This is a genomic window from Pseudomonas fluorescens (genome assembly GCF_001648775.1).
GTDB lineage: Bacteria > Pseudomonadota > Gammaproteobacteria > Pseudomonadales > Pseudomonadaceae > Aquipseudomonas > Aquipseudomonas fluorescens_M.
The window spans coordinates 239,024-257,034 of the sequence record NZ_LVEJ01000010.1 but is presented as its reverse complement, the minus strand read 5'-3'; the positions used below and the strand labels follow the sequence as shown (position 1 = coordinate 257,034).

At 60.8% G+C, this 18,011-nt stretch carries 12 protein-coding genes; 8 read left to right on the top strand and 4 right to left on the bottom strand.

Annotated elements, in window-relative coordinates:
* Positions 1–34: 34 nt before the first annotated feature.
* Genes A8O26_RS11265 through A8O26_RS11250 form a run of 4 tightly spaced genes read left to right on the top strand, consistent with a single transcriptional unit; the run spans position 35 to position 5,766 of the window.
* Positions 35–1,573 (top strand): TolC family protein, encoded by a 1,539-nt coding sequence (locus A8O26_RS11265; RefSeq protein ID WP_064118054.1) that lies wholly within the window; start codon positions 35–37, stop codon positions 1,571–1,573.
* A complete protein-coding gene (locus A8O26_RS11260) occupies positions 1,554–2,327 on the top strand; it encodes an efflux RND transporter periplasmic adaptor subunit (protein ID WP_064118053.1) in 774 nt (257 codons plus the stop codon). Before A8O26_RS11265 ends, A8O26_RS11260 begins: the two co-directional genes overlap by 20 nt.
* Entirely contained in the window at positions 2,324–3,670 is a 1,347-nt protein-coding gene (locus A8O26_RS11255; protein WP_172828144.1) for an efflux RND transporter periplasmic adaptor subunit, read from the top strand. Before A8O26_RS11260 ends, A8O26_RS11255 begins: the two co-directional genes overlap by 4 nt.
* Complete coding sequence (locus A8O26_RS11250) at positions 3,670–5,766, top strand: HlyD family efflux transporter periplasmic adaptor subunit (RefSeq protein WP_064118052.1); 2,097 nt, start codon at positions 3,670–3,672, stop codon at positions 5,764–5,766. The genes A8O26_RS11255 and A8O26_RS11250 overlap by 1 nt, the downstream gene beginning before the upstream one ends.
* Before the next feature lie 172 nt (positions 5,767–5,938).
* Here A8O26_RS11250 and aspT read toward each other — a convergent pair whose 3' ends face one another.
* The 3 genes from aspT to A8O26_RS11235 all read right to left on the bottom strand — a co-directional run bounded on the left by aspT (position 5,939) and on the right by A8O26_RS11235 (position 10,481).
* Complete coding sequence (gene aspT / locus A8O26_RS11245; protein ID WP_064118051.1) at positions 5,939–7,630, bottom strand: aspartate-alanine antiporter; 1,692 nt, start codon at positions 7,628–7,630, stop codon at positions 5,939–5,941.
* A 25-nt stretch (positions 7,631–7,655) separates the two neighbouring features.
* Positions 7,656–9,269, bottom strand: a complete 1,614-nt coding sequence (locus A8O26_RS11240; protein WP_064118050.1) for a mechanosensitive ion channel family protein — start codon at positions 9,267–9,269, stop codon at positions 7,656–7,658.
* A gap of 96 nt (positions 9,270–9,365) precedes the next feature.
* A complete protein-coding gene (locus A8O26_RS11235; protein WP_064118049.1) occupies positions 9,366–10,481 on the bottom strand; it encodes an AI-2E family transporter in 1,116 nt (371 codons plus the stop codon).
* Positions 10,482–10,613: 132 nt separating this feature from the next.
* On the opposite strand from A8O26_RS11235, the gene A8O26_RS11230 reads away from it, so the two are divergent.
* On the top strand, positions 10,614–11,891 hold the full coding sequence (locus A8O26_RS11230; protein WP_064118048.1) for an OmpP1/FadL family transporter: 1,278 nt from the start codon (positions 10,614–10,616) through the stop codon (positions 11,889–11,891).
* Positions 11,892–11,900: 9 nt separating this feature from the next.
* On the opposite strand, the gene A8O26_RS11225 is transcribed toward A8O26_RS11230, so the two are convergent.
* Entirely contained in the window at positions 11,901–12,506 is a 606-nt protein-coding gene (locus A8O26_RS11225) for a TetR/AcrR family transcriptional regulator (RefSeq protein WP_064118047.1), read from the bottom strand.
* Between the two features lie 159 nt (positions 12,507–12,665).
* On the opposite strand from A8O26_RS11225, the gene A8O26_RS11220 reads away from it, so the two are divergent.
* The 3 genes from A8O26_RS11220 to A8O26_RS11210 all read left to right on the top strand — a co-directional run bounded on the left by A8O26_RS11220 (position 12,666) and on the right by A8O26_RS11210 (position 17,673).
* Positions 12,666–14,042 (top strand): aspartate aminotransferase family protein, encoded by a 1,377-nt coding sequence (locus A8O26_RS11220; protein WP_064118046.1) that lies wholly within the window; start codon positions 12,666–12,668, stop codon positions 14,040–14,042.
* A gap of 302 nt (positions 14,043–14,344) precedes the next feature.
* Entirely contained in the window at positions 14,345–16,048 is a 1,704-nt protein-coding gene (locus A8O26_RS11215) for an amidase (RefSeq protein ID WP_064118045.1), read from the top strand.
* 329 nt (positions 16,049–16,377) lie between these two features.
* On the top strand, positions 16,378–17,673 hold the full coding sequence (locus tag A8O26_RS11210; protein ID WP_064118044.1) for an OprD family porin: 1,296 nt from the start codon (positions 16,378–16,380) through the stop codon (positions 17,671–17,673).
* Positions 17,674–18,011: the final 338 nt, after the last annotated feature.

The following is an 18,011-nucleotide window of genomic DNA, read 5'->3' as shown; positions in this document are numbered from 1 at the left end:
TGAAGAAAAACTCGAAGAATGCAAAGGAATGAACATGCGCCTACACGCGACCCGGCTTCTCAGTACCGCCATCGCTTCTGCACTGTTGCTCAGTGCTTGCTCATCCACGGAGCCGAAACCCTCCACCGATGAAGAAAACCGCCAACGGATCATTGCCGACCAGTCACGCATGTATTCCGGTCAGGAGCCGGTCACCGCGCCGATTACCTTTTACGAAGCCGCCGCGCGGGCGCTGAAATACAACCTCGACTATCGCCTCAAATTGATGGAAAGCGCGCTGGCCTCGGACCTGCGCGATGTTTCCAGCCATGAAATGCTGCCGCGTCTGGTCGCCTCGGCCGGTTACGCCGGGCGTGACAACGACTCCGGTGGCACCTCGATCGGCATCGAAGACCGCCAGGTCAGCTTGCGTCCGTCGACCTCGGAAGAACGCTATCGCGAAGTCTACGGTCTGGGCTTGAGCTGGAGCCTGCTGGATTTCGGCGTGGCGTATTACCGCACGCAACAAAAATCCGACCAGATCCTCATGGCCGAAGAACGCCGGCGCAAAGTCGCGCAGAACGTTCTGCAGGACGTGCGCAACGCTTATTGGCGCGCGCTCGGCGCTCAACGCCTGATGCCGGAAGTCGACAAACTGTTGATGCGCACCCACACCGCACTGACCTCTGCCCGCCAGGCGGAAACCCGTGGCCTGCTGCCGCGTCAGGAAATCCTCGCTTATCAGCGCGCGCTGCTCGACTCGATCTACCTGCTGACCGTGCGCCGTCAGGATCTGGAGTTCGCCCAGGCTGAGCTGTCGGCGCTGATGTCGTTGCCGCCGGGCTCGAAAATGATCCTCGCCGACATGCCCGACCCGCCGCTGCCGGAAGTTCGTCAGAGCATGGCGCGGCTGGAACAGCTGTCGCTGGAGAACCGCCCGGAAATCATGGAAGAGTGGTACCGCAAACGCGTCAATCAAAAGGATCTGGAAATCGCCAAGGCGCAATTGTGGCCGAACGTCAGCGTCGATTTCGGCTACAAGTACGACTCCAACAAATACCTCTACAACAACGACTGGATGAGCACCGGCCTGCAAGTGTCGATGAACCTCATTCGCCTGCTGCAACTGCCGTCGTTGAACGCGGCGGAAAAATCCCAGAGTGAAACCGACGATACCCGCCGCGTAGCGCTGTCGATGGCGATTCTCACCCAAGTACGGGTCGGCACCCTGCGCTATCAGCTGGCGCGGCAGGAAGTGGAGTTTGCCGAAGACAGCCTGCGCGTCGACCGCAGCCTGCTCGATTACGCGCAAGCGGCGAAAACCGGCGCGCTGGGCTCGGAACTGGAAGTGATTCGCTCCGAGGGCCGTTATCTGCTGTCGCGTTATCAGCGTGAAGCGGCGTTCTCCAGTGCGCAGGCTGCGTGGGGGCGGATGTACAACTCGGTGGGGCTGGACGTGCTGCCCAAGGAAATCTCGCAACACGACATCAAGACCCTGGCCCGGGAAATCCAGCGCACCTTGAATGAACAAGAACAACAACGCCTGCTCGCCGCCACTTCGCAAGGAACGCCGAATGCGCAAAATCGCCCGTGAGTCCCGTGTCGGGGCCCTGTTGTTGGCCAGTCTGATCCTGCCCGTCCACGCTGAAGACAGCCCGTCGGCCCCCGCGCTGGAAAGTGCCAGCGCGATTCGTGTGCTGCTCGCCGCCGAACTGGAAACCACCCTCTCCAGCCAGATGGCCGGCACTCTTGGTGAGTTGAAAGCCGGGTTCGGCGAGCAGGTCGCCAAGTCCGAATTGCTCGCCCGCTTCAACTGCAATGAAGCCGAAGCGCGCTCGAAAGTCGCGGCGGCGGAACTGGCCATGGCCAAACAGAACCTGCAAGCGAAACAGCAATTGCGTCAGCTCAACGCGGTGGGTGATATCGAAGTGTCGATGGCCAATACCGAAGTGCAAAAGGCTGACGGCGCGCGGGCCATGGGCGCGGCGCAAAGCAGTTACTGCCAGGTGCTCGCGCCGTTTTCCGGGCGCGTGGCCAAGGTTTACGTCAAGCCCTACCAAACCGTTTCGGCCGGTACGCCGCTGTTCGATCTGGTCAGCGACGGTGCGCTGAAAGTACGTCTGAACGTGCCGTCGAACCTGCTTAAAGACCTCAAGCCCGGTTTGCCGCTGCAAGTCAGCATCCATGAAACCGGCAAGACCTACCCGGCTCATGTCAGCGCCATTAACTCGCGGGTCGATGCGGTGGCGCAGACCGTTGAACTGGAAGCCCAACTCAACAACAAATACCCCGACCTGATGGCCGGCATGAGCGGCACGGCGCAATTCGAACAAGCCGCTCGCCCATGACCATGAACGAGCCGCTGCCCCACCCTCACCTGCTGCTCGAACTCGATGCACTGCGCGATAAAGCCATGGCCGCTGACTCGCTGAACAGTCTGGCGTTCAGCATGGCCAACGACTTATACCCGTTGTTGCAGTTTCATCAGGCGCTGGTGTTTGCCCAGCGTGAATCGTCGCTGGAATTGCTCAACGTCTCTGGCCTGTCACGGCCCAGTGAGGATTCGCCGTATCTGGTCTGGCTGCGCCGCGCCAGTCGCTGGGTCGCGGCGCAAGTGCCCGACGCGGAGCCAGTATGGCTCGCTCAGGAAACCGCCGCGCCGCCAGCAGACATTGCCGAAGGCTGGAACGAATGGTGGCCGTCGGGGCTATGGTGCATTCCGCTGCACGATCGCGACAATCAACGGCTGGGCCTGCTGATCCTGTTGCTGGAGCAAGAACCGCCGGCGGTGTTGTGGCAACACCTCAAAGGGTTGGTCGCGACGTGGGCGTATTGCTGGTCGGCGTTGACCCGGCGCAAGCGTTTCAGGCGCTGGCGGCCGAATCGCAAGCAATTGCTGCTGGTAGCGATTGTGCTCGCTGCGCTGCTGTTGTTGCCGGTGCGGCAAACGGCATTGGCGCCGACGGAAATCGTCTCGCGGCAGGCGCAGATCATCAGTTCGCCAATCGATGGTGTGATCGAAAAGATTCAGGTTCGGCCCAATCAACCGGTGGGCGCCGGCACGCCGCTGTTTTCCCTCGATGAAACCACCCTGCGCAGCCGCGCCGAAGTGCTCGGCAAGGAAGTTGCGGTGGCCGATGCCGAATTGCAGGCGGCCAGTCAGCGCGCGTTCGACAACCCGCAAAGCAAAAGTGAACTGACCTTGCTTGCCGGGCGCGCGCAGCAACGGCGAGCGGAGCTGGCGGCGGTGCAGGCGCAACTCAAACGCACGCAAGTGCTGTCGCCACGCGGCGGCGTCGCGGTGTTCAGCGATCCCAATGACTGGCTGGGCAAACCGGTCGTGACTGGCGAACGCATCATGCAAGTGGCTGACCCGGCGCAACCGGCCATGCTGATTCAATTGGCCGTGGCCGACGCGATCGCCCTGGAACCGGGCGCAGAAGTGACGTTGTTCCTCACCGCCTACCCGCTGACCCCACTCAAAGGGCAGATCCTCGAAACCAGCTATCAGGCACGCCCCAGCGATGAAGGTGTGGTCGCTTATCGCTTGCTCGCCAGTATCGACGGCACCCCGGAACACGCACGCCTCGGCCTGCACGGCACGGCGAAGATTTACGGCGGACGGGTCATGCTCGGTTATTACTTGTTGCGCCGGCCGCTGGCGACACTGCGTGCGTGGAGTGGCTGGTAATGCACGAACCCGCCGACCTGCCTGTGCCGCCGCTGCGCGAAGACTTGCGCCTGAGCGAAGCGGCCCATGGCAGCAACGGCGAACCGGCGTGGGTGATTCAGGACACGGTGATCAATCGTTTCTACCGTATCGGCTGGCTGGAATTCGAGTGCCTGCTGCGCTGGGGTCAGTCACCACGGCAGATCAGCGAGCAGATTGCCGACGACACCGCGCTGAAACCCGATGTCGAGCAAGTCCTCGATTTCCGCCAGTTTCTCGAACAGCATCAATTGCTGCGCGCCGGGCCTGCCGCGCTGGAACGTTTGAAGGATAAAAGCGAGCAAGGCAGTTGGCTGACCTGGCGCTGGTGGCTGCACCATTACCTGTTTTTCCGCATTCCGTTGCTGCGCCCGCAACAGCCGTTGCAGGTGTTGGCTCGGGCACTGGGCTGGGTGTTTCACCCGTTGACCGGGATTGTGGTGCTGAGCCTGAGCCTGCTCGGGATCATTCTGGTATTGCAGCAGTGGGACGTGTTCACCAGCGCCGTGGTCGAGTCGTTTTCCACCGAAGGCCTGTTCAGTTTCGCCTTGGCGCTGATCGTCGCAAAAACCTTGCATGAACTTGGCCATGCCTTGGTCGCGACGCGCCTGGGCTTGCGTGTCGGGCACATGGGCATCGCGTTTGTGGTGATGTGGCCGATGCTCTACACCGACACCGGCGAGAGCTGGAAACTCAGTCGTTCGCGGCAAAGACTGGCCATTGCCTCGGCAGGCATCGTCACCGAACTGTCGCTGGCCGGACTGTCGACGCTGGGTTGGGCGTTGTGCGATCCGGGCGCCTTACGCAATGCGCTGCTGTACCTGGCGACCACCAGTTGGTTGTTGTCACTGGCGCTGAATGCCAGCCCATTCATGCGCTTCGATGGCTACTTCATTCTTTCCGACCTGCTGGATTTCCCCAACCTGCACGAACGCGCCTCGGCACTCGCGCGCGTGACGTTGCGGCGCAATCTGCTGGGGCTGCAAGAGGACTGGCCGGAAACCTTTCCCACGGGTCAGCGCCGCTTGTTGGTGACCTTCGCGATCATCACTTGGGTGTATCGCCTGGTGCTGTTTCTGGGGATCGCCCTGGCGGTCTATCTGTTTTTCTTCAAGGTTCTGGGGATTTTCCTGTTCATGGTCGAACTGTCGTGGTTTATCGCCCTGCCCGTGATGCGCGAACTGGGCCACTGGTGGAAAAATCGGGCGGCGATTCCGAGTCGCCGAAAACTGGCGTTCTATGCGCTGTTGCTGGCGATTCTGGTGGGTCTGGCGATGCCGTGGCGCACGCAGATCGATGCGGTCGGCGTGGCCCGTGCCGAGCATCAATTACGCGTGTACGCGCCCTACCCGGCACGCCTGCAATCGATTCACCCGGACGGCCCGGTCAAGGCTGGGGAAACCCTGATCACCCTTGATGAGCCGGACATCGCTTCACGCCTGCAATCCAGCGAAGCCAATGCCCGCAGTTACGAAGCGAGATTATCGGGGCTGATCGCCGACCCCGGCGGTCTGGCCGAAGACGCCGTGACCCGTCAGCGCCTTAACGTGCAGTTCGAAGAAGCCCGCGCCGCGCGCTCGGAAATCGCCCGGCTGAACTTGCAAACACCGTTTGCCGGCGTCTGGCTGGACGTCAATCCGGACTGGAAACCGGGGCAATGGGTTGGTCGGCAGGAATCGCTGGGCATGCTGATTGATCCGCGCAGTTGGCAGGTTGACGCGTATGTCGCGCAGGATCAGGTGCATCGCATGGCCACTGGCGATCGCGTGCGCTTTTATCCGGATGGCCAGACCGCGCCACTCAGCGGTCGCGTGGTGCAAATCGGTAGCACCCGTGCTGGTCAGTTGTCGCACCGCATGTTGTCCTCGCGCTTTGGCGGGCCGGTGCCGACCACCAATGCCGAACACGCGTTGATACCGAGCAGTGCGTTGTTTCAGGTATTGATTCAGCTGGATGAGCCGTTGCCGAGCCTGCGCGAGACCCGTGGGCATCTGAAAATCGAGGGTGAGCGTCGCAGCTTGCTCGGGGACGGTGTGACTCATGTGCTTGCAGTGTTGATGCGCGAAAGTGGTTTTTGACCCAAAGGTATGCACCTGAAACCATGGAGAACCTGTGCCAGGGGAGAACCTGTGGCGAGGGAGCTTGCTCCCGCTGGACTGCGCAGCAGGCCCAAGCTTTAAAACAGGGGCCGCTTCGCGGCCCAGCGGGAGCAAGCTCCCTCGCCACGGAGGCTGTTGTGTTTTCGATATCTCAGCCGGCGGCGACGAAGATAATGATCGGCCCGCACACCGCCAGCAGCACGTTGGAAATCGCATAACACACGGTAAAGCCGATCACCGGGGTGTTACTCCCCGACTGTTCGATGATCTTGTTCATCGACGCCGCTTCCGTCTGCGCGCCGGCCAATGCGCCAAACAGAATCATCGGGTGCAAGCGCAGAACATAGCGGCCGAAATACAGCGCCACCAGCGGCGGCAGAATCGTCACCACCGCGCCGGACAGCAACAGCGCCAGGCCTTGCTCTTTCATCGCGGCAAAGGCTGCTGGCCCGGCGAGCAAACCGACTACCGCGCCAAACGCGGTCAAGCCAAACTCGGAAAACGCCCATTGCGCCGCTGGCGGCAACGCGCCGATTTCCGGGTGGCGCGAGTTGTACCAGCCAATCAGCAGCGCGGCGACCAGCACCCCGCCGCCGATCCCCAGCTCCACCGGGATCATGCCAATGTGGGTCGACAACAACCCCAGCAACGAACCGAGCACCATGCCCAGGGTGTGCATGGCGATATCGCTTTTGTAGTTGTTCTTGCGGATGCGCCCCAAGCGCTTGGCAATCGCCTCGACACTGGCAGTGCGCCCGGTCAGCGAAATCACATCGCCGCGCCGCAGCACAGTGTTGGGCAGCAACGGCAAGTCGTAGCCCTGACGGCTGATGTTGTTGACGAAGCATCCCAGTCGCCGGTCGGTGGCCAGGCGCGATTTGGCTTGATGGATGGTTTTGCCGGCGAACTCCGCCGAGGTCAGCACGATGTCTACCTCACGGGTCGGAAACGACAGGGCTTCGGGATGATCGATCTCCGGCCCGACCCAGTGACTGAGGTTGCCCACCGCATCGCGCAAGGCGTAAACGCCGATGACGTCGCCGGCCATGAGCACAAAGTCTTCGTCACGCTCGATAACTTTGCCGGCGCGCATCACGCGCTCGACGGTCAGCGATTCGTGTGGCTGTTCCAGATCGATGATGCGCAGCCCGGCGGCCTGACCGTTTTCCGCGACCTGATGCGCGCGTACCACCATGCGCGTATAGGGCACGGTGATCGCCTCCTCTTCCTTGGCGATACCCAGTTCCAGCTCCAGTTCACGCGCCGATTCGCGCAGATTCACCCCGAGCAGCTTCGGTGCAATGCTGCCGACAAACACGATCAAACCGATGGTGCCGAACAAGTAGGTAATCGCGTAAGCAATTGCCATGTGGCTGTTGAGTTGCGCCTTGGCCGCAGCATCAATTGTCAGTTGATTGATCGCGCTGGTCGCGGTGCCCATGATCGCCGTGTCGGTCAGCGCGCCGGCACCGAGGCCGGCGGTAAACCCGGCATCGAAATCAAACACCGAGTACATCAGCAGAATCGCCCCCAGCGCCGTGGCGCACAGCACCACCGAGAGCACCACCAGTTTCAGTGTGCCGCGATTGAGGCTGCCGAAAAACTCCGGGCCACTCTTGAAACCAACGGCGTAGATGAACATCACGAAAAACACCGACTTCAAGCCCGCCGGTACTTCCAGGCCGATCTGCCCGATCAGCAAGCCCATCAGCAGCGCACCGGCCACCGAGCCCAAGTGAAAACTGCCGATGCGAATCCGACCGATAAACACACCCAGGGCAATCGCCAGAAACACGGCGATTTCCGGGTCAGTGCGTAAGGCGTGGAGGATGAATTCGAGCATGGGGCGAACTCCCTTTGAGCGGCGGTCACTGATCCTTCGGTTCTTGAGCTGGCGCGGTGTACCACTTGTCCCTTGGCACCCACTTCTCTTGTTGCGGATCGCCCAGATAGTGCGGCGACATGATCTGCACGCCGTACTCATTGAACACGTCCTGAATATTGGCGTGGAGCATGCTCAGCAACACCGCGCGCGGGCGCGGCTGGCTCGGAATTGCCTGGGCGACCAGCCGGTACTCGGGGTAGAAATCCGACAACGCGGTCTGGAACACCTGCGCTGGCGGATCTTCGAGCACGCCCGGCGTGCGTTTCGCCGCTTCCAGCAGCATCGCCTCGACCTGACGCCAGGGCGTGTCGTAGCCGATGGTCACCACCGTATCGACGACATAACCGGGACCTTGCACGGTGCGTGAATAGTTTTTGGTGACGGTGCCGGTGATCATCGAATTGGGCAGCGTCAGCACTTCACCCAGACCGGTACGAATCCGTGTGGTGAACATGCCCAGCTCGGTGACGGTGCCTTCGTATTCGCCAATTTTCACGAACTCGCCGGGGCGCAAGGTGCGCGTGTAGGTGAGGATCAAACCGGCGGCAGCCTGCCCTACTACGCTGGTCGCGCCGAGGGAAATCATCAGGCCGATCAGCACCGACAAGCCTTTGAACGCATCGGTACCGGCACCCGGCAGATACGGATAAGCCATCGCCAGAGCAAACAGCCAGACCGCCAGCGCCGTCAGGCGTTGGGTCGGTTGCAGGGTTTCGTGATTGAGCCAGCTGAACGTCCCCGGCGTGGCCATGCGCCGCAGGATCCGCCGGGTGAACGCAGTGACGCCACGGGCGATAAAGAAAATCGCCAGGGCCACGCCCAGTCCGGGAATCGCATCGACGATGCCTTGCAACAAATACCCGGCCAGCTCGAACAGGTAGTTGTTGAGGCTTTCGCCCCATGGCCGCGTATAGGGAAACCGCGACAGGACAAAACCCAGCCATTCGTAGGTCAACAGCAAAATCAGCAGCCAGCGCAGCAGCAACAGCAAACGGCTGACCAAGGGATAAAGGAAGTTGGAATCGATCAGTTGTACCCGCCCGACTTTCAGCGCCTGGGTGTGGCGATCCATCAATGCGGGGAGTTTTGCCAGCAACTTGCGGCGCAGATACGCCAGACACCACAGCAACACAACGTAAATCAGCGTGGCCACGGCGGCCAGTCCCAGTGAGCGCAGGATCATCTGCAGGTTGCGCGCCTCACGGGTTTCAGTGACCACCTGGCGCAGTTTTTCTGCAGCGCCTTCGGCGGCTTGTTGCACCGAGGAGTATTCGAGGCTGTCGATGTCCTTGGGCGCGACGATGAAGGCACGCTTGTCACCGATCAGCACCATGTAGCTGTTCTGGATCGAGTCGGTGGTGATGTTCAGCGCCGCGTCTTCGTCCAGCGCCTCGCTGATGACCATTTTCGCGCGCTTGACCCGCGAGGCCGGCGCCTCGCCCAGTATGGTCGCGCGAAACAGCATGATGCTGCGGTTGGCGACCTTCAGCTCTACCGCTTCGTCGACCGGTTTTGTCGCCTCATCGGCCGCCCAGCCGAGCCCGCTCCAGAGCGCTGCGAACACTACTATCCAAACCGCCAGCAGCCTGCTTCGCATGCGCCTGTTTCCTTACGCCCAAATGTCAGAGAGGGATACGTAAGCCAGCGTAGTTGAGCGATGAACGGTTGTCAGATTCCCTCAGGCCAATAAATGTCACGGCAGATTTTCTTTGCGCTGGCTCTCCAGAAGCTCGGTGACATCGGCCGGTTGATACACCCAGCCGATGAACAGCTCATAGCCAACCGCAAGAATCACCGGCCCGGTGAACAAACCAATAATGCCGCTGGTGACCATGCCCCCAAGCGCGCCGATCAGCACCACCGGCATCGGCACCGCCACCCCGCGACCCAACAACATGGGTTTGAGGACATTGTCAGAGAGCCCGGCAATCGCCATCCACACCGCAAAAACAATCGTGCTGACACTGACACCGTCCTGAGCAAATACGTAGATCACCACAGGCAGCGTGATCAGCAGCACCGGTAATTGGGTGATGCCCAGCAGCAACACCATCAAGGCGAGAATGCCGGCGGCGGGTACGCCCATGACCACCAGCGCCACGCCGACCAACAGCATCTGAATAAACGCGATGCCGACCACACCCTGCGCCACGGCGCGGATGGTCGCCGTGCACAGTTCGGCAATCTGCGGGCCGCGCACCGGCCCGGAAATGCGTGTGGTCACAGCAATCGCTGTCCGGTGGCCGCGCTCGCCGTGGTGCATGATCAACCCGGCGACGATCAAGGCAATCACAAACACCACGATGCCGGCTCCGACACCGGCGGCTTGATGCAACACCACTTTGCTCCAGTCCTTGAGGTGTGGCGCCAATTCCTGAAACGCCCAGCTCAGATCCTGTGACGCGTGCATCCAGATGCCGTACAGCGGCGCACCAATCAGCGGCCAGCCTTCGACACTGGCCGGTGGCGGCGGTATCTCGAACTGCCCGGCTTCGAACGTGTGCATGCTGCCCTTGATCGAATCGGCAATCGAAGCACCCAGCAGGCTTAACGGCAGCATCAAAATCACCAGGCCCAGCAGCACCAGAATGATTGCCGCCCAGCCGTAGCGATTACCGAGTTTCGCGCCCAGCAACTGGTTTAGCGGATACAGGGTGACCGCGAGGATCAGCGCCCAGAGCATGACATTGAGAAACGGATGAAAAATGTCGTAGCAGAACAGCACCAGGATGGTGATCAGACCCGCTCGAATGAGCACGTCCAGCAGTGCTCTGGAACTCTGAAACGCTATCAGCGGTTTGTCTTCCATTTCGGCTCTCCTGATTGGGCCACCGTTGAACCGATCTGAGCCTAGTTCACAACTGGCCGATCGGCTCGACTGGTGCTCCAGCCAATTCACGACTAAACCTGAAGGCTGATCTTCATTGATAAGGACGCCGGGATGAAATCTACGCATTCCCTGATTATTCTCGCGCTGGCAGGCTCAGGTGGTCAGGCGTTGGCGGGGGGTATTGATCTGTATGAAGCGGGTCAGGAAGGTGCGGGGCTGGCCAATGCCGGCTCGGCCGCGTTGGCCACCGACCCGAGCGTGCTGATGAGTAACCCGGCCGGTATTGCTGCGCTCAAGGGGACGCAAATCAGCCTGACCGGTCAGGCCATCTTCGGTGGGCTGGGCTTTGATCGCGACAGCGACAATGACTTTTCCGGCAACGAGGGCGGCAACCCACTGCCGATCCTTCCAGGCACGAGTTTCTTTATCAGCCATGAGCTCAATGATCGCGCCAGTATCGGCTTCGGCATGTATGGCAACTTCGGCCTGAGCGTGAAATACGATGATGACTGGGCCGGGCGCTACTTCAGCCAGGAATCGACGCTGATCGGCATTTCGATGCAGCCGACTTTCGCCTACAAGATCACCGATGACCTGTCGGTGGGCATTGGCCCGCGTCTGGTCTATGGCTACTACTACACAAAAATGGCCATCGACAATAACGCCTTCCTGCCGGGCACGCCGTTTCAGGAAGATGGAAAGTTGCAGTACAAGGACACCGACATCGGCACCGGAATCAATCTCGGCCTGCGCTATCAGGTGAATGAGCGCACCACCGTCGGTCTGGCCTACACCAGCAAGGTCAAACTGGAGTTCAAGGATTCGCCATCAGTCCACGGTATTCGCAATCCACTGCTCAATCTGGCGCTGTCGCGGCTGGATGTCGACGAGCTGGAAATCGACATGAACATTCCGCAGACCGCGACCCTGAGCATTGCCCATCAACTGAACGAACAATGGACGCTGCTGAGTTCGGTGAACTGGCAGGACTGGAGCGACTTTGCCGACATCGGTGTGTCGGTGGACAGCGCCGCCGGCGACGTGTCCCGCTCGGTCGACCGCAAGTATCAAGACACCTGGCACCTGTCGATCGGTGCGCAAAATCAGCTCAGCCCGAAACTGCGCTGGAACATGGGCGTGGGCTACGACAGCTCCGCCGTCAAAGACAAGGATCGCACCGTCGACAACCCGATGAACGAGACCTGGCGACTGGCGACCGGCCTGAGTTACAAACTGGCGGAAGACACTGACATCAACCTCAATTACACGCTGGTGTGGCTTGGCGACATGGATGTGCAGCAAACCAAGCGCAATGGGCAGACGCTGTCGGGCAGCTATCCCAACAGTGCGTTACATATTGTTGGTGGTGGCGTGACCTGGCGGTTTTGATCGGGCCGATCAGCGCTCCAGCATGCCGTGACACAACAAGTGCAGAACCCCGCGCATGTGCAAGGCGTGCGCGGTGCGGTCCGGGGTTTCCTGCGTCGCCAAGCGAATGAACGCCATGTTCGCGTACTGGTTGAACAACGTTGCCACGACGTCGAGATCAATCGATTCGCGTACTTTTCCCGTCTGCTGGAAATGCAGAAGCAGCGCTTTGGTCTCTTCGATCACGGCGGCGTTCCACGGGCTCATCGCTTCGGCCAGCTCACCCGTCAACAGAAACGGTGCCAGTTCCCGCCACAGTGAAGCCGGCATCGCCTGTAGCTGGTAATCGGTCATCAGCCCTTCGAACGTGCACAACGCTTCCAGTGGATCGCTGGCATCGTCCAGATTCGCCCGCGCCTCGCGCATGGCTTGCTCGTCAGGTTGCTTGAGCAAGGCCAGCAGAATTTCCTGCTTGCCGCCGAAATAATTCACCACCGTCGGTGCGGAAACGCCCGCCTGCACGGCGATCTGGTCCAGCGTGGTCGCCGCAAAACCGTTGCGCTTGAACAGCTCCAGCGCTGCGGCGGCGATGATTTCCCGGCGCTGTTCCTTCTGCCGCTCTCTGAGTCCGCTCATGTTGCCTCTGATGATTCCTTGCCAATGACGCTCAGCCTACGGAAATGTTTTTTCATCGACAAATATTTTCTTTACAAAAATATTTTTAAGTGACAAAACTTTACCCGTGCAACGCTGGAATGAACGCACTCACTCATCCCGTTTATCTGGAGATCAGCCATGTCCGCCGAATTCGACCGCACCACCCGTGATTATCAAGCTGCCGACGCGGCCCACCACATCCACGCGTTCGTCGATCAGAAGGCCCTCAACGAGGAAGGCCCACGGGTGATGGTCAGCGGCGATCGCCTGGCGTTGTGGGACAACGACGGCAATCGATACCTGGACGGCATGTCCGGGCTGTGGTGCACCAACCTCGGTTACGGGCGCAAGGATCTGGCGGCAGCGGCGACTAAACAACTGGAACAACTGCCCTACTACAACATGTTCTTCCACACCACTCACCCGGCGGTGATCGAGCTGTCCGAGTTGCTCTTCAGCTTGCTGCCCAAGCACTACAGCCACGCGATCTATACCAACTCCGGCTCCGAAGCCAACGAAGTGCTGATCCGCACGGTGCGCAAGTTCTGGCAGGTGATGGGCAAGCCCGAAAAGAAAATCATGATCGGCCGCTGGAATGGCTACCACGGCTCGACCCTGGCGGCGACGGCGCTGGGCGGCATGAAATTCATGCATGAAATGAGCGGCACCATTCCCGATGTGGCGCACATCGATGAGCCGTACTGGTTCGCCCACGAAGGTAACCTCAGCCCGGAAGAATTCGGCCTGCAAGCCGCGCGGCAACTGGAAGAGAAGATTCTCGAACTGGGCGCCGACAAGGTCGCAGCCTTCGTCGCCGAACCGTTCCAGGGCGCGGGCGGCATGATTATTCCGCCGGCCACTTACTGGCCCGAGATTCAGCGCATCTGCCGTCAATATGACGTGTTGCTGTGTGCGGACGAAGTGATTGGCGGGTTCGGTCGCACCGGCGAATGGTTCGCGCATCAGGCCTTTGGTTTTGAGCCTGACACGCTGTCGATCGCCAAGGGCCTGACCTCCGGTTACATCCCTATGGGCGGTTTGATTCTGTCGCGGCGCATGGCTGAAGCATTGGTCGAGAAAGGTGGCGTGTTTGCCCACGGCCTGACCTATTCCGGGCACCCGGTGGCGGCCGCTGTGGCGATTGCCAATCTCAAGGCCTTGCGTGATGAAGGGGTGGTCGCGCAGGTGAAATCCGACACCGGGCCGTATCTGCAGAATTGCCTGCGCGAGGTGTTCGGCAATCACCCGTTGGTCGGTGAGATTCAGGGCGTTGGTCTGGTGGCCGCGTTGCAATTCGCTGAGGACAAGGCCACGCGCAAGCGCTTTGCCAATGAAAACGATATTGCCTGGCGATGCCGCACGATTGGCTTCGAGGAAGGGTTGATCATTCGCTCGACGTTGGGGCGGATGATCATGGCGCCAGCGTTGATTGCCACGCGTACGGAGCTGAATGAGCTGATCGACAAGACGCGGATTGCGGTGGATCGCACGGCGCGGGAGTACGGGGTTTTGTAAATGGAATGATGGGTTGTTTGGGCTGACGCCTTCGCGAGCAAGCTCGCTCCCACATTTGGAATGCATTCCACTTGGCTCCCTGGCTCCATATTTGAAATGCAATCCTTGTGGGAGCGAGCTTGCTCGCGAAGGGCTCACCGAGGAGTCATTGTCGTACAAACAACAATCCCGCCGATTACTCCGCGCGCCGCTTGGTGTTAAATAGGCGCCAGTCTTAACCTTGTCGCGTAAAGCCGTGCAACGAGAACCGCTATGAACACCCATTCCAGGAAAAACACCTCTATTCCAACGGCGGTGACCGCATGATCGAAGTCACCGAAGTTTCCATTGTCCAACTGCGTGCCGCGCTGGAATCCGGCCAGACCACTTCGGTGGAGCTGGTGCAGGCGTATCTGGCCCGTATCGATGCCTATGACGGCGCTGACACACCGACGGCGCTGAATGCCGTGATCGTGCGCAATCCTGAAGCGCTCAACGAAGCGCGGGCATCCGATGCCCGCCGTGCAAAGGGCGAAACCCTCGGCCCGCTTGATGGCATTCCTTACACCGCCAAGGACAGCTATCTGGTCAAGGGCCTGACCGCTGCGTCCGGCAGCCCGGCCTTCGCCGATCTGGTTGCCCATCGCGACGCCTTCACCATCGAACGTCTGCGCGCCGCCGGAGCGATTTGCCTGGGCAAGACCAATATGCCGCCGATGGCCAATGGCGGCATGCAGCGCGGGGTGTATGGCCGCGCCGAAAGTCCTTACAACGCCGATTACCTGACGGCGCCGTTTGCCTCCGGTTCGTCCAACGGTGCCGGCACTGCCACCGCTGCCAGTTTCGCCGCCTTCGGTCTGGCTGAAGAAACCTGGTCGAGCGGGCGTGGCCCGGCGTCGAACAATGGTTTGTGCGCCTACACGCCGTCGCGCGGGGTGATCTCGGTGCGTGGCAACTGGCCGCTGACGCCGACCATGGACGTGGTCGTGCCTTACGCGCGCACCATGGCTGATTTGCTCGAAGTGCTCGACATCGTGGTGGCCGAAGACCCGGACACCCGTGGCGACCTGTGGCGCCTGCAGCCGTGGGTGCCGATCCCGAGTGTCAGTTCCGTGCGCCCCGCCGCTTACAGCGAACTGGCCGCCGACGCCAAGGCGCTGGCCGGCAAGCGTTTCGCCGTGCCGCGCATGTTCATCAATGCCGACCCTGAAGCCGGCACCAGCGACGCACCGGGTATCGGTGGCCCGACCGGCCAGCGCATCAACACCCGCGCCTCGGTGATCGACTTGTGGAAGCAGGCACGTCAGGCGCTCGAAGCCGCCGGTGCCGAAGTCATCGAAACCGATTTCCCGCTGGTGTCCAACTGCGAAGGCGATCGTCCCGGCGCGCCGACGGTGTTCACCCGTGGTCTGGTCTCGAAAGAGTTCCTCCACCATGAACTGTGGGATTTGACTGCCTGGGCGTTCGACGATTTCCTGCAGGCCAACGGTGACCCGAAACTCAATCGTCTGGTCGACGTCGACGGGGCGAAGATTTTCCCGCACGAACCGGGCACGCTGCCTAACCGTGAAGGCGATCTGGTGGCGGGCATGGATGAGTACGTGCGCATGGCTGAGCGTGGCATCACGCCGTGGAATGAAATTTCCACGGTGCCCGATGGCTTGCGCGGTCTGGAGCAGACTCGACGTATCGATCTTGAGGACTGGATGGATAAACTGGGGCTCGACGCCGTGCTGTTCCCGACGGTCGCTGACGTTGGCCCGGCGGACGCCGATGTCAACCCGGACTCGGCCGACATCGCCTGGAGCAACGGCATCTGGGTGGCCAACGGCAACCTCGCGATCCGTCACTTGGGCGTGCCGACCGTCACCGTACCGATGGGTATCATGGCCGACATCGGCATGCCGGTCGGCCTGACCTTCGCCGGTCGCGCCTACGACGACTCGAGCCTGCTGCGTTTGGCCGCCGCGTTTGAATCGACCGGCAGCAAACGCCAGATCCCGCCACGCACGCCGCCACTGGCGTAACGCGGTCAAAACTGTAGGCGTGAGCCTGCTCGCGATGGCGGTGTGTCAGCCTGGATAAACTTGACTGACACGCCGCTATCGCTGGCAAGCCACACAGATTTCAGCTCCAGTCACAAACCCCTCATTCAACCCAAATCCCCTGTGGGAGCGAGCCTGCTCGCGAAAGCGGTGTGTCTGCCGACAGAAATGTAGCCTGATGTACCGCCTTCGCGAGCAGGCTCGCTCCCACAGGTTTTGTGTAGCCCCGTAAATTCAGCACATCCGCTCAATCCCCTGCCCTACATTCCCGCGATCATCCCAGCCACCTCAATTGCCGCTGGCCACTGACCATGATCGACCGCGCCCCTTCGCGCCTCACCCTGCTCGCGCTGCTCTGCGGTCTGACCACCACCGCCCACGCCAGCGGTTTCTTCGACGATTCCAAAAGCGAAGTCCTCAGCCGCAACTTTTACCTGAGCAACGACTACCGCTCGCCCTCACCGTCGGGCAAAAACTACAAACAGGAGTGGGCTCAGGGGCTTATCGGTACCTTCTCATCCGGTTTTACACCCGGCACGGTCGGCTTCGGCATCGACGCGCATGCCTTCGCCGGCCTGAAACTGGACGGTGGCAAGGGCCATTCCGGCACCGGTCTACTGCCCGTCGACAGCGACGGTCGCAGCGAAAACGAATACTCCAGCGCCGGCGGCGCACTCAAGTTGAAAACCTCGCGCACCACCCTCGCCTTCGGTGAAATGACCGTCGAAACCCCGGTGTTCGACACCTCCGACAAACGCCTGCAACCGGAGTACGCCACCGGTTTTCTGCTCAACAGTGCCGAGTTCGACCACATCAATCTGGTGGCCGGGCACTTCACCGCGTTCAAGAATCAGGACAGTTCTTCGGGTAAAGGCGACTTCTACGGTTACGGCGCCAATACCGAGGCCGGCGGCATCAGTTTTCTCGGCGCCGACCTGTTCACCGACAGCCCGGTCGGCGGTGCGTTATACGCTTCTGATCTCAGCGACACCTGGCACCAGTACTACGGCAATCTGCACTTCAAGCAATCCGGCGTGCTACTCGACGCCAACCTCTACCACACCCGCGACACCGGCCGCGCGCTGGCCGGCGCCATCGACAACACCGCGTTCAGCCTGTCCGGCAAATACGCCTTCGGCCCGCACGCGGTGATGCTCGGCTGGCAGCGGATCAATGGCGACACCCCGTTCGATTTCGTCGGCGGCGACTCGATCTACCTCGCCAACTCGATCAAATACGCCGACTTCAACGGCGCCAACGAACGCTCCTGGCAAGCGCGCTACGACCTCGACCTCGGCGCCTTCGGCATTCCCGGCCTGAGATTCATGACCCGTTACGTGTCCGGTAGCCATATCGACGGCACCCACGCGCCCAAGGGCGGCGCCTACAACCCGTTCGATCCTGACAGCGGCAGTTACCAGCCGCAGCAAGGCGATGGCGGCAAGCATTGGGAGCGGGATATTGATCTGAAGTATGTCGTGCAGTCAGGCGCGGCGAAGGATTTGTCGGTGCAGGTATCGCACGTCTCGCACCGGGCCAATGAGGCGCAGGCTGGCGATGATATTGACCGGATTTACGTGGTCATTCAGTACCCGTTGGGGTTCTGACGCAACACGGTCAATCCTGCCTGCAATCATTCAACCGTGGGAGCGAGCTTGCTCGCGAATGCAATAGATCAGTTACATTGATTTCGCCTGACAAAACGCCTTCGCGAGCAAGCTCGCTCCCACAGGTTTCTGCGTCCGTCACAAACCCTGGGGGTAACAGGGACAAACCACGTTTGCACCCAGCCAGTCGCCCGACTTTTTGCCTTTTAAACTCCAGTGTTTAAAAGACACCTCCAGACACGCCTTCAAGGCTACAAATTCTTGCGCCATTGCCTACAGCTACGCCAGAATCCGCCGGCTTGTGCGCCTTGGGGGCGGGTTCTATTGTGGTGCGGTCG

Bases quoted from the DNA above. Each gene is read 5' to 3' on its own strand.
- A8O26_RS11255 (WP_172828144.1), top strand. From the start codon at position 2,324: ATGACCATGAACGAGCCGCTGCCCCACCCTCACCTGCTGCTCGAACTC.
- A8O26_RS11235 (WP_064118049.1), bottom strand. From the start codon at position 10,481: ATGGAAGACAAACCGCTGATAGCGTTTCAGAGTTCCAGAGCACTGCTG.
- A8O26_RS11250 (WP_064118052.1), top strand. From the start codon at position 3,670: ATGCACGAACCCGCCGACCTGCCTGTGCCGCCGCTGCGCGAAGACTTG.
- A8O26_RS11230 (WP_064118048.1), top strand. From the start codon at position 10,614: ATGAAATCTACGCATTCCCTGATTATTCTCGCGCTGGCAGGCTCAGGT.
- A8O26_RS11220 (WP_064118046.1), top strand. From the start codon at position 12,666: ATGTCCGCCGAATTCGACCGCACCACCCGTGATTATCAAGCTGCCGAC.
- aspT (WP_064118051.1), bottom strand. From the start codon at position 7,630: ATGCTCGAATTCATCCTCCACGCCTTACGCACTGACCCGGAAATCGCC.
- A8O26_RS11265 (WP_064118054.1), top strand. From the start codon at position 35: ATGCGCCTACACGCGACCCGGCTTCTCAGTACCGCCATCGCTTCTGCA.
- A8O26_RS11215 (WP_064118045.1), top strand. From the start codon at position 14,345: ATGATCGAAGTCACCGAAGTTTCCATTGTCCAACTGCGTGCCGCGCTG.
- A8O26_RS11240 (WP_064118050.1), bottom strand. From the start codon at position 9,269: ATGCGAAGCAGGCTGCTGGCGGTTTGGATAGTAGTGTTCGCAGCGCTC.
- A8O26_RS11210 (WP_064118044.1), top strand. From the start codon at position 16,378: ATGATCGACCGCGCCCCTTCGCGCCTCACCCTGCTCGCGCTGCTCTGC.
- A8O26_RS11260 (WP_064118053.1), top strand. From the start codon at position 1,554: ATGCGCAAAATCGCCCGTGAGTCCCGTGTCGGGGCCCTGTTGTTGGCC.
- A8O26_RS11225 (WP_064118047.1), bottom strand. From the start codon at position 12,506: ATGAGCGGACTCAGAGAGCGGCAGAAGGAACAGCGCCGGGAAATCATC.